The 14,502-nt window shown below is 41.5% G+C and carries 15 protein-coding genes; 4 read left to right on the forward strand and 11 right to left on the reverse strand.

Annotated features, from left to right (window positions below; all coding sequences use genetic code 11):
• Positions 1-388 precede the first annotated feature (388 nt).
• The gene (locus CHI10_RS15360; protein WP_095245105.1) at positions 389-1,117 is read left to right on the forward strand and encodes a MerR family transcriptional regulator; all 729 of its coding nucleotides are present in this window, start codon (positions 389-391) and stop codon (positions 1,115-1,117) included.
• Between the two features lie 349 nt (positions 1,118-1,466).
• On the opposite strand, the gene CHI10_RS15365 is transcribed toward CHI10_RS15360, so the two are convergent.
• From CHI10_RS15365 to CHI10_RS15385, 5 genes are all read right to left on the reverse strand, one after another.
• A complete protein-coding gene (locus CHI10_RS15365; RefSeq protein ID WP_286137384.1) occupies positions 1,467-2,009 on the reverse strand; it encodes a small multi-drug export protein in 543 nt (180 codons plus the stop codon).
• A gap of 17 nt (positions 2,010-2,026) precedes the next feature.
• Positions 2,027-2,455 (reverse strand): hypothetical protein, encoded by a 429-nt coding sequence (locus CHI10_RS15370; RefSeq protein WP_095245106.1) that lies wholly within the window; start codon positions 2,453-2,455, stop codon positions 2,027-2,029.
• 2 nt (positions 2,456-2,457) lie between these two features.
• Positions 2,458-2,664, reverse strand: a complete 207-nt coding sequence (locus tag CHI10_RS15375; RefSeq protein ID WP_095245107.1) for a helix-turn-helix transcriptional regulator — start codon at positions 2,662-2,664, stop codon at positions 2,458-2,460.
• 407 nt (positions 2,665-3,071) lie between these two features.
• Complete coding sequence (locus CHI10_RS15380) at positions 3,072-4,835, reverse strand: Rieske (2Fe-2S) protein (protein WP_095245108.1); 1,764 nt, start codon at positions 4,833-4,835, stop codon at positions 3,072-3,074.
• Between the two features lie 253 nt (positions 4,836-5,088).
• On the reverse strand, positions 5,089-6,540 hold the full coding sequence (locus tag CHI10_RS15385; protein ID WP_095245109.1) for a serine hydrolase domain-containing protein: 1,452 nt from the start codon (positions 6,538-6,540) through the stop codon (positions 5,089-5,091).
• Positions 6,541-6,798: 258 nt separating this feature from the next.
• Between CHI10_RS15385 and CHI10_RS15390 the strand changes: the two genes are divergently transcribed.
• Together CHI10_RS15390 and CHI10_RS15395 are read left to right on the forward strand one after the other, a co-directional pair.
• On the forward strand, positions 6,799-7,146 hold the full coding sequence (locus tag CHI10_RS15390) for a PadR family transcriptional regulator (protein WP_095245110.1): 348 nt from the start codon (positions 6,799-6,801) through the stop codon (positions 7,144-7,146).
• Positions 7,133-8,134 carry an HAAS signaling domain-containing protein gene (locus CHI10_RS15395; RefSeq protein ID WP_095245111.1) on the forward strand — a complete coding sequence of 334 codons (1,002 nt, stop codon included), beginning with the start codon at positions 7,133-7,135 and terminating at the stop codon, positions 8,132-8,134. Before CHI10_RS15390 ends, CHI10_RS15395 begins: the two co-directional genes overlap by 14 nt.
• A gap of 49 nt (positions 8,135-8,183) precedes the next feature.
• Here the strand turns inward: CHI10_RS15395 and cyoE are convergent, their stop codons facing one another.
• The 6 genes from cyoE to CHI10_RS15425 form a co-directional block, all read right to left on the reverse strand.
• Entirely contained in the window at positions 8,184-9,101 is a 918-nt protein-coding gene (cyoE, locus tag CHI10_RS15400; protein ID WP_095245112.1) for a heme o synthase, read from the reverse strand.
• 221 nt (positions 9,102-9,322) lie between these two features.
• On the reverse strand, positions 9,323-10,063 hold the full coding sequence (locus CHI10_RS15405; RefSeq protein WP_095245113.1) for a hypothetical protein: 741 nt from the start codon (positions 10,061-10,063) through the stop codon (positions 9,323-9,325).
• 193 nt (positions 10,064-10,256) lie between these two features.
• Complete coding sequence (locus tag CHI10_RS15410; RefSeq protein WP_095245114.1) at positions 10,257-10,658, reverse strand: hypothetical protein; 402 nt, start codon at positions 10,656-10,658, stop codon at positions 10,257-10,259.
• A gap of 173 nt (positions 10,659-10,831) precedes the next feature.
• Positions 10,832-11,395 carry a competence protein ComK gene (locus tag CHI10_RS15415; RefSeq protein ID WP_095245115.1) on the reverse strand — a complete coding sequence of 188 codons (564 nt, stop codon included), beginning with the start codon at positions 11,393-11,395 and terminating at the stop codon, positions 10,832-10,834.
• 153 nt (positions 11,396-11,548) lie between these two features.
• Positions 11,549-12,583 (reverse strand): DNA sulfur modification protein DndB, encoded by a 1,035-nt coding sequence (locus tag CHI10_RS15420; protein ID WP_095245116.1) that lies wholly within the window; start codon positions 12,581-12,583, stop codon positions 11,549-11,551.
• Positions 12,580-13,674: a DNA sulfur modification protein DndB gene (locus tag CHI10_RS15425; protein ID WP_095245117.1), complete on the reverse strand. Its 1,095-nt coding sequence runs from the start codon at positions 13,672-13,674 to the stop codon at positions 12,580-12,582. The genes CHI10_RS15420 and CHI10_RS15425 overlap by 4 nt, the downstream gene beginning before the upstream one ends.
• A 452-nt stretch (positions 13,675-14,126) precedes the next feature.
• Here CHI10_RS15425 and CHI10_RS15430 point away from each other — a divergent pair, with 452 nt between their 5' ends.
• On the forward strand, positions 14,127-14,498 hold the full coding sequence (locus CHI10_RS15430; protein WP_095245118.1) for a VOC family protein: 372 nt from the start codon (positions 14,127-14,129) through the stop codon (positions 14,496-14,498).
• Positions 14,499-14,502: the final 4 nt, after the last annotated feature.

Raw genomic sequence — 14,502 nt, forward strand, 5'->3', positions numbered from 1 at the left:
AGCCTTTTTAACCATAATTCAGTTTGAAGCCTCCTGACATATAAGTTATTTTCTTTTCTGCTGCCCGGCCAAGAGTGGTTTTCGATAAATGGTGGAAAAAAATTTGGTTATTCACGGTTAGCATACTTTTTGCGCGATTTGCTATTTCAAGAAAAAATTTCACAAGTTGGAGAACATAAAGCAATTGTTCCTTGGCAAGATCATGGTTTTGAAGATATCGTTAATAGCTGGTTAAAAGAATGATATTAGAATGTAAGTAATTATTATTAAACTTGTCTGCACCGTTAATTCAAAAAAATGCTGTATACGCAGCAAAAATCTTTAAAATTCATATTGACTCTCACGTTACGGGATACTTTATAGTAACTAGTGAAGGGAGCGATACACGATGAAAGTGAAGGAAGTTGCTGATTTGGTGGGAATTAGTGTGCGCACACTGCATCATTATGATGAAATTGGATTATTAACTCCAGAAGAAATCACTGAAGCAGGTTATCGGGTATATTCTGACGAGAATCTCGAAACCCTCCAGCAAATCTTATTTTTTAAAGAGCTTGGCTTCCCTTTGAAGAAAATCAAGGAAATCATAGATAGCCCATCATTTGACCGGGAGGAAGCGCTGATCATGCAGCATAATATGCTTCTGGAAAAAAAGAGACGACTCGAAAAAATGATCGGGACTATTGAAAAAACCATCCAGCATTCGAAAGGAGAAATACTAATGTCTAAACAGGAAAAATTTGAAGGCTTTGACTTTAGCCATAACCCATATGAACAAGAAGCAAGAGAAAGGTGGGGTGACAAGGCTGTCGATGAAGCGAATGAAAAAGCGAAAAACATGACGGCTTTTGACCAGGAAAAATTCAACGATATTTATCGCAGCCTTGCCGCGATTCGCCATCTCTCACCTGATTCCCAAGAGGCTCAAGAAGGGATGAAGGAGTGGTACCATTTCTTAAATAAATTGGGGAACTACTCTCTTGATGCATTCAAGGGTTTAGGTCAAATGTATGTTGATGACGAGCGCTTCACTAAGAATATTGACCAATTTGGTGAAGGCTTAGCTCAATTCATGTGTGACGCTATGGCTGTATTTGCTGACAAAAATATAAAATAATATATCCCAATAGAGGCTATGGCCTTTGGCTGGCTATAGCCTTTTACATAAAAATAAAAACAGACGCATTCCTTATTTTGAAATGCGCCCGCTTGTAGTATTTTATTAATATTGGAGACAGCACTGGATGGAAAACTCCTCAAAACTCATTTCTCCTAATGCAAACTTCGTACTTTCAACAAATATCCATCACTCTACCATGCAAAATGACTGAATTCGCCCGAAATAAACAGAAAATTCGCCGAACCACGAAATCAAAAGCTAAGGAAAAAGACGCTTTCTTAACACTAAGAAAAATACCCCGATTACTGAATTGGTATGAAGGATTATAAAAGTCTCACATGAAGTATTAGTTGCTGAATAGGCGGACTAAAAAACCCTTTTCTTCGACATGAGGCATAAGATAGGTGATTCCATAACTTGAAGCTACAGAGATAATGACTGTCCAAAGGAATAAACTGGTCAACATCCAGCCGGTTACCCTCTTTCTTGTCGAACCAAAGCTCATTCCCATAAACGCGGATATATGAGAACCCACGAAAAATGGGCCAATGATCGCTAAGCCAGGTAAGCCATACTTATCAAATAGTGCCCGTGCCCGTTTTCCTTTTTTTGACTCTTCCATGCCTTCAGCATCAGCTTGTGCTGCCGCAACTTCTTCCACATGCATAATATCTTGCATACGTTTCTTTTGTTTTCGCTTTCTCATCCATATCTTCACTTGATCCACAAATAAAATTAAAAGAACCACTGTCAGAGCATTCCCCAAAAAAGCAAGTATCGCTGTCAGTACTGGAGATAGACCTCCGATGATAGCCAATGGAATCACAGCAACAAGTTCAAATAACGGAATCGCTGCCAGAAGAAATACTAAAATATACGATAACAACATATCCTTCATCCTCCCCTTTATTCATAAAGTTTTTTAACTTCCGACCAAAAAATAAAATACTGCCCAATGCCAAGTACAGTCAAAGTGATGACAGGAAGCAGTTCGACTTCTCTAAACAGTGTCACCGCAACAATCGCTGCCGGAATTGCAAAATAGTAATAAATATACACCTTGCGGCAAGCCCGATACGTAATATACTGATGTCCTTCATCTTCTTCTTTTAGCTCATAAGGGATGAATGTAAGAATACGAATCTTCCGGTCTGGGTACTTACGGTTAAAATAAACCATTGTTCCGAAATAGATGATGACAAAAATAATATAAGCAATAAAAATCATTGTTGTCATGTAATTCCGCTGCTCTAAAACGATGCTCATTGAATAAATGACCGCAAGCCCAATCAGAAACACGCTCATTGTAAAAGGTGAACGCAAAAACCGTTCCATGATCACTCCTCCTCCCCTTCAATCCAAAACACTTCCTCTAAATCGACACGTAGTGCTTTAGCGATTTTCAATGCTAACAGCACAGAGGGTGCATAGTCCCCTTTTTCAATCATGCCAATGGTTTGACGGGTGGCTCCAACCAATTTAGCTAAATCAGATTGAGTAAAATTATGCCTCGCTCTTAATTCCTTCACTTTATTTCTCAGCATATTTAACATCCCCTATTACCATTTACTGCCTCTCTATTGTAAGGAATACTTAACATTAGGTCAAGGATATTTTCCATTTTGTTAAGAATACACTTCATTTAATTTAGTTGCTCATAATGTAAAGCAAGAGGCTATAGTAGATCTCCAACCAAACGAAATTATCCATGAAAAGCAAAAAAGAACCTCCAAATTTTTTATGGAAGCCCTCTTTTGCTCATGATTGTGTTTAAAGTTCCTGTGGAATATGAGGTTTTGATTCTATGACTTCGCCGCCTTGCAACTGGCGGTATTTGCGTTCGTCAATTGTTTATTGGGGCTTATCTCTCTTAAACGAGTAGAGCAAATGCTTATTTCAGAGGCACGAACATTTGCCCTTCTCACTCTGAAGCAGAATAGTCCTCGATTGATCAAACATCTTCAAATAATTTTTCTCCCCGGTGGAGGCGCATGGCAATTTGTGCTGTATGCGGCATTTCTCTGGCAGTTGGGGCATGGCCTGCCAGATAACGTGTGACGGCTAAGATCAATGTTTCCTGTGCATATCCCGAAAGCCCCGAATCCTCTTTTTCCCAATGATCATGTTCGATCATTGCTGCTTCATACATTTGAAAAGAATGAAACTCTGCATCCTCTCTTAGCAAAGCGTGCCCGAGCGTATTGAAGAGTTCACTTTTATCACCGCCTCGTGCCAGGTAATTCACTACCCACCTTGCTGATTCTGCAACCTGCTGCTGCTGGTTCATCATCTCTAATAATTCTGAAGGATTCTGCGGTTTAGTTGCCACAGCCTTTGGTTCCGGCCTTCTGGCGGACGGTGTATTGAGAAAACGATCAAGATACACGCTCATTGCTCCATGAAAAACAGCCCGGGTCAATTCAGGTGTCGTCGACCGGCGTAACGATTCATGTACCGCATGTGCGTGAGTAAAAGTATGAAGTACGGTTATCCAATCCCTGAAATCATTTTGTACATGGAAGCGGGAAATCCGATCAGCAGCCGCTAAAGTGACGAGCTGGGCCAGCCGGGAAGGAGTGACGCCTTTTTTTAGTGCATCCATCATCATATTTACCGTATTAATAGGGGCATCTGATAAAATTTGTTCAACCAAAGCCGCTTCATCTATATCAGCATCTCCGCGTGGTGAGACATCAGCAAGGATATCAGGTAATTCCTGAAACGCCTCCTTTAAGGGTTTGACCAGGTTCACAGGTGATTGCCAGCTATGGGATTCTTCACTGCGGGATACATCGCTGATACCAGGCAGCAAGGATGATAATACATAGGGCCGGTGCTCACTACCAACCTGATTTAAAATCTCGAAGGCTTTATTATGAAAATCAAGAGTATGACCTGTATTCACATAAAAATGATCCGTGACCGCAGTCATCATCATGTCAGCAAGCTGCTCGTCCGGGAATCCCGATTGTATCGCGGTCAATAGCACCCGCTCAGCTCCCTGTGAATCCCGCACCTCCACACAGTGACGATACCATTCTGATAATTGCTCGAAGGATTGGGTATCCTCTTCATTTGATACAGGAAGGGATCCAAGTAAAAAGCGTGTTCCCATTCCGGAACTTTCCCTTGCAACATGAACCAGTCCTTGGAACAGCGCTAAAATCTGTCCAGTTTTATCTAATTTAGTCAATACATTGGTCATGGCTGTTAAAATCGTTAATCCCGAACCCCATCCGCTTCTTCGATGTGTTGTTCCGAAGTCGACGCCAATTTTTGCAATCTCTGTCGCTGGAAAACCCGCTTCCATCAATCCAACAACCGATTTGGCGATGACAAGACTAATATTTTGCTCAAGGCCTTCACGTAATCGCTGCCTCAATTTCCCGATTGTCACCTTATTAAAAGGAACCGGGTGAACCCAAACCTCATCTTCCTTTATCTCGACAGGATAAGTAGGAACATCATCTGCCCATGGATCCAGTGTTCCGCCGCTTTTTATATCAAAGCGGGCATGGTGCCAGTGACAAGTCAAAATCCCATCACATAGGCTTCCTGTATGGAGGGGAAAGCCCATATGCGGGCAGCGGTTATCCACCGCATAGACTTGTTTTTCGTAAACAAATACAGCAATGGCATGACTTCCGCCTTTAATAACCTTTGCACCTTCATCTTCAAGCGTCCTTAAAGAACCTGCATAAATCAATTCTGACAATGGTATCACTCCCAAAATGAATTTGAATGGCCTCTCCAGATAAGGATAGAGGCATACTAAACTGGTTATCTACTACTTTATATTATGGATGGAATACAGGAATCCTTCATAAGTGTGGACTTTTCTCATCCAAAAGGCTGATGGATAACCCCTAAAGGAGAAGGAAATTGGCTGGATGAACAGCATTAAAATACTGGGATTCAAAAACGCTCAGAGCATTTTCTGAGCGTTTTAAGTGATATTTTTATAATCCTTATCCTTTATTTAATGCTATACGAAAATAGATTCTCAAAATGGTCAGAACCAATCCGAAGATGAAAACAATCGCCAATAAGAACATGGCGGCTGGGTAAAGACCGAAGGCATCAAGAGTGGTTGAACTGTTGTTTTGTAATGTTGGAACAATAAAAAACAACCACCCAATTAATAAGGCTGGAGCCAATTGCGGAATTAATCGAAGGATGAATTTCCAGGCAGGCTGCTGTTTGCGTTTTTCGGACCATTTTTTACTGCGCATTATTCCTCTAATTCCTAAAATCATATAGATGAATGTGATGACGCCAAGTGATAAATCAATTCTTTTAGATATCGGAGCTTTTAATACCGGTTCGTTCCCCTCGGTCAACTGGATAATACCTGAACTAATCTCATAAGCGTGTTCAAATGTTGGTGTAAAGCTATTCAGCAACACGGCAACGGCATAACCGCTGCTTGGTATAATGTCTTGCTGTGCCTGATACGTTGATACCACTCCGCTATGCGAAATGCGTGCCGGCTTCACATTGGGTGAGCTTAACTCCCAGCCAAGTCCATATTTTTTGCTTTCATGTTGTGGTGAATAAGCTTCCTGTAATAATTTTTTTGATAATAAATCCTCCCCTGTCACAGTCTTTCCCTCGTTTGTCAGCAGAGAAAGCCATTTTCCCATATCCGATGCTGATGAAATGATGCTTCCTGCACCCATATTCATTGCTTCTAGCTCTGTCCAAGGCATTGCAGTTCCATAAGCTGTCACATAACCTTTAGGTAATCCAGGTACAATATCTCCCGAGTTAACAGTAGTGAGTGAGTCATTCATACCCAATGGAGAAAATACCTCTTCTTTAAGATATTGTGAGAATTCTTTTCGGCTTACATTCTCAACTAAAAGAGCTAAAACCCAGTAGTTCCCATTGCTATAATAATATTTTTCTCCTGGGTTTGATTGCAGCTTCCAGTCATTCATACGTTCCACACCTGCTTTTAGGTTACTCGCTGGTGAAACAATAGTCGGATTTGGAATTCCGGATGTGTGACTCAATAGCTGACGGATTGTTACTTCTTCCCATCTGGAATCATCAAGCTGTACCTCTGGCAGATAGTTAATTATTGGGTCATCCAGTTGGATTTTCCCTTCATCAGCAAGCTGCAAAACAGCCAATGCAGTAAATGATTTGGATACGGACCCGATTCTCATTAACGAATCTTCTGTTATTGGCTTTCCCTCGGAATCGTTGCCATATCCCTTCTGGTATACTAATTTACCGTCTTTTACAACAGCAATGGATGCACCAGGCAGCCCGTTCCGTTCTATATAATCAGTGACAAATTCATCAACATCTTCCGTCTTAAAAGGTTCAGCAGCTTGGACACTTACTGCAAACGGAAAATAAAACGCAGGTGTTAATAGAAATATTAACAGAAGTATAAAGCTTAATTTCTTCAATCTTTTCACTCCAATAAATTGTGTTTATTTGCAGCTTCTTAATGTTTAAGTTTATCATACAGAAAAGTCATAATTAGGTTAATCAGCTTGAGGCTTATTATTTTTTAAGACTCTGGTCGTATTGATTCTTCACAAATACCCCAAAAAACGGACATCATGAAGGATAAAGATTTATTGTTTTTATCACATCCATACTGTATGATACATAGTATAAACCATATAGTGTATGACATATAGTATATCAAGCGAGGTGATTGAATGAGCACGCTGCTGAATTCGTTAACAACTGAACTGCGGAGAGGAACATTGACGCTGGCAGTGCTGAGCCAGCTTCGGACACCGCAATACGGGTATTCACTGGTTCAGTTATTGGAAGACTCCGGCATCAATATTGATCAGAGCACATTATATCCATTGCTGCGGCGTCTGGAAAAACAGGAGCTTGTCACGAGCAGCTGGGATCATACGGAGAGCCGGCCGCGTAAGTATTATGTTTTAAGCGAAATGGGTCTGGAAACATTTCTGCAGCTTAGAGAAGAATGGATTAAGAATTCTAAACAGCTATACGGGCTGTTAAAGGGGGATGAGGAAGATGGATTTAATTGAAGTTTATATACAGGAAGTGACCCGGAGGCTGCCTGAAAAGAGCCGTGCGGATATCGCACTCGAGCTGCAGTCAACGATCGGGGATATGCTTCCGGATGATTACAATGAGGAAGATGTTAAGGATGTCCTCAGCAAATTGGGCAGTCCCGCAGCCCTGGCGGCAGGATACCGGGATCAGCCGATGCATCTGATCGGGCCGCGCTATTTTGATGTATATGTATCCCTTTTAAAAATGATCCTGCCGATTGCCGCAGCGATTTCATTGATTTCGCTTGCTGCCGAGTTTATTTTTAATTTTAACCGGGATGAAACGATCATCAATGCCATACTCGAATTAATGGGCTACGGAATTTGGAGACTCATTGAAGTGGCTGTCCAGGTATTTTTCTGGCTGACCATAGTATTCGCGGTAATTGAAAGGATGGATAAAGGAAAAGAGCAGCATCCTCTGTCACCAAGCTTAAAACCGTGGACACCGGAGGATTTGAAAAGCATTACGTATATTCCGAAGAAAAAAGCCATTTCCAAGTTTGAGGTTTTCGGAAGCTTAATGTGGACAGCCATTTGGGCAACCCTTTACTTTTATGCCGACCGGCTGATGGGTGTCTATAGAGGCGGAAGTGAAGGACTGGAGTTTAAAATTTCCGCTGTCAACCAGGATGTGCTCCTCGGTTACTGGCCGATCGTAGTGGTCATTATTGCGCTCGAAGCGGGACTCGCTCTTTACAAACTGATCATTGGGCAATGGACAAAAAGAATGGCGATTTTCAACACCGTCCTTGAACTGCTTGCCACCATCGTATTCATCATCATCCTGCTGAATCCGAATTTGCTCCAGGCGGAATTTATAGCATTCATGACTGATTTATTTTCAATATCCGCTGCCCAATTGAAGAGCTGGCTGCTCAGCAGCATCAGCATCATTTTCATCATCTATGCAGGAATCAGTATTTATGATGGAATCCGCAAATCAAGAATTACCTCTTAAACAAAAACAGACGCACACTGATTGATTGTCCAGTGTGTCGTCTGTTTTTTTACAAATTAAAAATAATACCCATAATCGAGTAAATAATCACCGTCGAAAAAAGAACTGTCATATGGACAAGTGAAAAGATAAACAGGGATTTTGCCCACTTTTCGGGATCCATCCGTTTATAGCCGTAGATACTGAGTGCCAGCCAGGCAATCCCGAGGAGCAAGGCTACGAGCATAAGGCCGGTGCTTAAGGAACCCAGCAGAAAGCTGATCCCAATCAGAATAACTAAGTAAACATTCGTCTGGATATATGTCCTTCTGACGCCTTTAACAACAGGCAGCATCGGCACATTCGCCGCTTTATATTCATCATGCTTCCGGATCGCAATCGCATAAAAGTGCGGCATTTGCCAGATGATGGTGATGATAAACAGCCCAAGGATCGCAGGATGCGTGATATCCGGATGGATGGCAGCCCAACCGATTAGCGGCGGCATCGCACCTGAAATGCTTCCAATCTCCGTGTTATAAATGGTTCTTCGTTTGCTCCACATTGTGTAAGGAACCACATAAAAAAACAGCCCCAAAAATCCAAGCAGACCCGCTAACGGAGTCGTGAAGGCAAGAGCGAGGATTCCAAACACAGACATAAGGCTTGCAAGCCACAATACCTGCTTAGTCGTGATTTCCCCTGTGACAGTTGGTCTGCTTTGTGTCCGCTTCATGATCGAATCAATATCACGGTCATATAAATTATTAAACGCCCCTGCTGCCCCCATTACCAGGCTTGAGCCAATAAAAGCCAGCAGAATCTCGGGCAGCTTCTCCAGAAGCCCGAAGTCATACGTATATAAGGCCAGTGTTAATCCTGCAAACATCGGGATCAGATTGGATTTAATAATCCCTGTTTTGACTGTCAGTGCGAGGATCTTTGATAAAGGCCGTCCCTGCGTCTTTAGGGTTTCTTCCTCTTTCATGATCAATTCTTCCCCTTTTAATTATTCTCTCTTTCTCTATATGCCAATATTAATTATACAACTATTATAACAGGAGTTGATGCTCAATGATTTCTGAAAAATCCCAATGCTGGTAAACTCTCTGCAAAAAGAAAAGAGAACCTTGCCTTCCGCTTAGTCCTCTTTGTTAATTCTAACATTATTTACTTGGCAATGGGACTTATAATCGTGACAGCTTTGTTTCAGAAAATAATTCCCCCCTGGCCTGAACCAATTTCTTCACGTTTTACCTTCTGGATATAGGATTCCTTGTTAAAGGTATGGATGTACCGGTTTAATTTGTAATAGCCAATATCGTTAACCGTATAAAAAATAATTACCGGTTTTCCATTTTTATAGAAAAAATGTGGATTGAGGATATCCGGAATTTCCTTCAGTTCATCCCACGGGTGAACAAAATTCAAGTAGTCTTCTATTCCCGGATCCCGCTCGTCTATATCTGAACGCATCTCTTCTCTGTAATCATCCGTATAAGGCAATATCCGGTCCTGTCCCCACGAACAGCCATGCCATATCGCCCCAAATTCATAAAGCTCATGCAAAGCAATCGCCGCCTGCAGATAGGATAAAGGTGACCTGTCCCCATCAATCGCGCCCATAAAGTCATCCAATGCGAACTGTGGCTTAGGCGGACTGAGGAAGTAGTCATCCAATTGGTCACATAAATCAGGATCAGGAAGCTCCACTTTTGATGGAATCGCCCAAACCACTCCATTGCCGTTTCTTCCGCTGAAATACTGATACCCTCTTAGCTTGTATTCTTTCTTGATTTTTAATTGTGAGAATCCATGGATGATATCTTCAGGGTTCTCAGCGGAGATGCTCCAGCCTGCCGGAAGTTCCATTCGGTCTGCAGCATTCGCCGGATTCACGATGATATTTGGCTTTGCGGCTGAGGCGGTGAATATGGTCAGGTTTTTCATGTGTGATTTTCTCCCTTTGAGTTATGTCATCATCTTTCTGCATTCATTGTACGACGCAGCCCAGTTAAATTTTCAGATAGGTGTAGATCAGATAAATGAAAACACCTGTCCTCTAAGTCCAATGTAAGGGGTCAGGTGCCTGATTAGGAACATCTATTGTAAATGAAGATTGTACGAAGTGTTCTCTGGAGGATTACTGATTGTTCAGCTTATAGATCTGCCGGGAGTGCTCTGAAATCTTTTGATCATAATAAGCAAGATCATGCTTAGATGCGGCTGATTCTCTAAGATCGGCAATCTGTTCAATAGCCTGATCCGCTTTCGCATCAATTACAGACAATTTTTCATTCATTTCATTCATTTTAACATTTGTGCTGGCGACACTATGAATCAATTGCTGGATAAGGTCCTCATGCCGTTTTAAGTCCGCTGTCAGCCTCTTATCCATAGAGTTGACTTTCTGATCCAATGCGTCCAGCCTTTTATCCATCGAGCTGACATTTTGATCCAATGTGTCCAGCCTTTTATCCATGGAATCCACTTTATGATCTAATGATTCAAGCTTGTTAAGGATTAAATTCAGCACTTTTTCCACCTTTCTCACCTCCTTCTCTTATCATTATATCAGGAACTATGTCGAATCAGGATCTGAGCTAGTCCGGATAACAGTAAAAATATACGGCTGCCTTAGCAATACCTTTTTAGAAAGTGCCTATCCCCAATTATGCGGGACAGGCACTCTGTAGCCGGCAAAGACGCTATCTGCTGCTACTCTTTCTTCCTTTCAATAATATAATTCCGTCTCCCTTTTTTAACCGAGTAAGTATCGGTGGTTCTTTCCATAATAAAGCTGAAGGTATTTACCTTGCGCTTGGATATTCTTGATTCCAGCTTCTCTGCCCGGTCATATTTCATAGAAACCTCTTTTTCAGCCGCATTCAGTTTAAAACAATGACCTCCACTCACATAAACGTTTGAGGTATCATGGCCCTCAGCCTTGATCGCTTCCACATGATGAAACGCAAACCACACACATTCATCATGCCCGGGCGAAGTATGAGGAAACCAGTACATGTCCATTCCACCTGGAATTCGTACTGGTGCAGCCCTGCAGGGTCCAAGTATGGTTCTCGAACCGCTCGATGCACCATTCAGATCAAAGCCATAATAGTTTATGCTTTCATCTATGATCTCAATCGGCCTCTTCTTTACCATAAACGTATAGTTCCCTTCTAAAACCAAACTGCAGCATTCGCCTTCTTCGTTATAATGGGACCTGATTGATTTCGTTTCCGAAATGATTATATACTCCCGTATCAGTAATGCATTCATTGTACTTAATATCCTCCCTTAAACTTCACTATTTAAAAAATGTAAATTAAGGAGTATACTAACTTATGAGCTGGTATACTCCATCTCAACCAGACTCTCAGGCTATCGTCTTCCCGGACCGGCCTGAGGGTTTTTTATGCTTTTACACTATGCTCACCTCCTTTGCGCCTCCAGCCAATTGGCGATTTCCTCTATATTTTTCTTGCTTTTATCAAGGTAAAAGAATTCTCCTCTTGCCATTCCATCAAACCTTCTCCACTCCGGATTCGCACTGCTCCAGTTCACTTCCATTAAGCTATCCATTCGTTCAATCAGACTTTGTTTTTTGGCTGCCAGTGATTGATCTTCCCAATCTTTCATTGCGTATAACAATATGGCCTGAATAAGCGGAAAGCTCGCCAGCATGGTTTCGTGATAGTTTCCGATTCTTTTAGGAGATTCAAAGGAGAAGAGTTTATCGAACCAGGAATTTACGATATCCATATAAACTTCATCGTCTCCCACGGCATTTTCCTTCCATTCATCCGATCTGTTTAACAGCTTGCCTGCCAGAAAAATGGCCACAAGCAAACGCAGCTGGGAGAGTGAGAGGAATTTTTTATTAGCAGGCCGAATAATGGCCCTTTTTTCGGTTTCCACACCTGCTTCTATCAGCTTGGAATTGGATTGGAGAATCCGGTTCGTCATCCCGTTTAAACGGTCTCTCGAATCATAGGCGATTCGCTTGGACAATGCCACCTGTTTCCCTTTTGTGTTTAAATCAATAAAAAGCTGGTTTTCCTCATCCATGGAGAGTCCTTCAAGGACTTGAATGGAGATCTCTGTCTTCTCCAGCAGATATTGAAGATGATAAGCATTCCGGATTTCTTCGTCCTTCTCACTTTTCATACTCATAAAAATTTGATCCTCGAGCTGAAGCAGGGCTTTCATCCGGTGTGATCCATCTACAATTCTTAATCTGCCTGGCGCTTGCCCTCCTAACGTCCCCTCTTCAGCTGCGGCAACCAGCGGCGGCATATATATTTCTCCCCCTCCAGCATTCGAGAAGATATACTTTTTAATCCGTCTCACCTGAAGCTGATTCGTGTCCCTCAGAATAAGCCTTTCTTCTTTATGCATCCTGAAAAGTTCAGAAACAGACAGCGCTATAAAAGTCTGACGCTTCGTAAAAATGTCATGAACAATCATGGCTTCAGCCCTCCCTGTTCGATTTTCTTTTTGAATTCCAATGAGGTTTGCTGGATTTTTCTCGTGGCTGAATGGCCTTTAATTTTCGAAGCCGCCGGATCAAACAGGTGACGGAATATCGGATCATCGTGTTTCCAGCTGCACTCAGCTTTTAAGTGTTTGAGTTCGTGTATAGCTTCTTTGTAGGATAAGTTATGAGTCCTGGTCAGCTGATTGGCACAATAGGCAAGAGCTATTTGCACCCCTGAGTAACCGCTTGCAAATTTAATTCTATTGGCACTTTTCTTCGGGAAAATCTGCGGCCATATCTGAAAAAATTCGATTGCAATCTCTTCAGCTTCCTTCGGATTGCATCTATAATACGGGGTACCTTTTTTTACTGTTAGAATGCCTTCAAATAGGGCAATGATGCATCTCTTCATGGTGGCTAATGATGTAAGTGCGGAGTTGTGAATGGATATTCTGGAAAGGCTTTGTTCAATTTCAAACATAGGCTGAAGCTTTGATGCAACGGTCCTTGTCAGCTCAGTATATTGGTCACGCTGATCATAGAGCATAACCTGCCCGACATGAGCATCTCTTCTTTCCGTATTTATATCAGTAAAAAGCTGCCTCTCCTGTGTTGTTGTCAAATCCAGAAATACCTGCATGGCAACGGGATATTCTTTCAATCTCTCAATATAGGTCTGCAGCATGATGGCTTCATCCAGCCTGCCTGTTTCTTCCGCTGATTCTTTTCTGGATTTAAGATGGCTTATCGCAGATGAGAAACTCGCGCTTCTGTGCTGTCCATCAATAATATAAATCTTGCTTCCTGGAGTCAGTTCCCATCCATCCTCTGTTTGGCGAATCGCGCCTCTGGCCGAAAACACAAATGGGGAAAAGTAAAAGTCCCTGCCTCCTTCAAGCGATTGAATGATAAACTCCCGGATTTCCACCCGTCTTTTTGGATCCAGCTTTCTCTGAACTTCTTCATCCACTTCAAATATCGCTTCCAAAGTCGCATAGCGAAGCTGAGTGACCAGTACTTTTTTACCAAATTGATTGTATGCTGATCCCATAATTCTGGTTAATACGCCAATATCTGTCATATTTCTCACCCCGAGATTCATTATAGACATGTTGTCTGATTATTGTAAAATCTTTTTTCACCATCACACTCGCACCGTTCTTTCTTAGGCCTGATTTTGCTAAGTCAGCCTGCTTTCATACTATTGACGGTAGCGGAAAGACAAGATATAATATGCGGCTTAATTATCGAACTTAGCGTGAGACTTTTATTTATGATCTATGTCACAAAAACCTTCTTTAAAGGCGTTATCCAGCCTTTTTATTAAAAAACGGAGGTGAAAAAATGAAATTTTTCTTCAATTTCGAACATTTTGTGACAGGTTTTTTCAAGCAGGATCTTTCATGAATAGCTAATTACTTATATAGGAGGTTTTTGTTCCGTTAGGGCTGGTTTATTCAATAAATGGAAGGAAAAAGGTTTGTAGAAAGGGAAATTATTTGATAAACCGGATTAAATAAAGGAGAGAAAGCTGTGAGCAAATCATTTATTGAACAAGTACATTATATTAGGATTCCTGTAAAAGATTTAGAGTTGTCTGCACAATGGTATAAAGATGTATTAGGGCTCCAGTTACTGAACAATACTGACGAACTTGCAATTTTAAAAGTAAACGAAGGACCTTTCTTACTTATCTTAGTTCCTACCGAAGATGAAACATTTGCACATTTTACAATTGAAAATGAACAAGAATTTAGCATTGGCTTTACAAGTCCAAATTTATCTGAATTTCATCAGTACTTAATTGATCATCAAGTTAAGGTCGAGGATATAAAAGAAGATAATGGTCATGCCTTTTTCCACTTTTATGACCCAAATGGCAATAAACTTCAGGTACACTGGTAAGTTT

It is taken from the genome of Bacillus sp. 7894-2, from assembly GCF_002272225.1.
In the GTDB taxonomy this organism is placed as follows: Bacteria; Bacillota; Bacilli; order Bacillales; family Cytobacillaceae; genus Cytobacillus.

What these genes read in the sequence shown, in the direction of transcription:
- CHI10_RS15405 (WP_095245113.1), bottom strand. Translation starts at nt 10,063, where the DNA reads ATGAAAAACCTGACCATATTCACCGCCTCAGCCGCAAAGCCAAATATC.
- CHI10_RS15420 (WP_095245116.1), bottom strand. Translation starts at nt 12,583, where the DNA reads ATGATTGTTCATGACATTTTTACGAAGCGTCAGACTTTTATAGCGCTG.
- CHI10_RS15365 (WP_286137384.1), bottom strand. Translation starts at nt 2,009, where the DNA reads ATGTTGTTATCGTATATTTTAGTATTTCTTCTGGCAGCGATTCCGTTA.
- CHI10_RS15370 (WP_095245106.1), bottom strand. Translation starts at nt 2,455, where the DNA reads ATGGAACGGTTTTTGCGTTCACCTTTTACAATGAGCGTGTTTCTGATT.
- CHI10_RS15360 (WP_095245105.1), top strand. Translation starts at nt 389, where the DNA reads ATGAAAGTGAAGGAAGTTGCTGATTTGGTGGGAATTAGTGTGCGCACA.
- cyoE (WP_095245112.1), bottom strand. Translation starts at nt 9,101, where the DNA reads ATGAAAGAGGAAGAAACCCTAAAGACGCAGGGACGGCCTTTATCAAAG.
- CHI10_RS15390 (WP_095245110.1), top strand. Translation starts at nt 6,799, where the DNA reads ATGAGCACGCTGCTGAATTCGTTAACAACTGAACTGCGGAGAGGAACA.
- CHI10_RS15375 (WP_095245107.1), bottom strand. Translation starts at nt 2,664, where the DNA reads ATGCTGAGAAATAAAGTGAAGGAATTAAGAGCGAGGCATAATTTTACT.
- CHI10_RS15425 (WP_095245117.1), bottom strand. Translation starts at nt 13,674, where the DNA reads ATGACAGATATTGGCGTATTAACCAGAATTATGGGATCAGCATACAAT.
- CHI10_RS15395 (WP_095245111.1), top strand. Translation starts at nt 7,133, where the DNA reads ATGGATTTAATTGAAGTTTATATACAGGAAGTGACCCGGAGGCTGCCT.
- CHI10_RS15415 (WP_095245115.1), bottom strand. Translation starts at nt 11,395, where the DNA reads ATGAATGCATTACTGATACGGGAGTATATAATCATTTCGGAAACGAAA.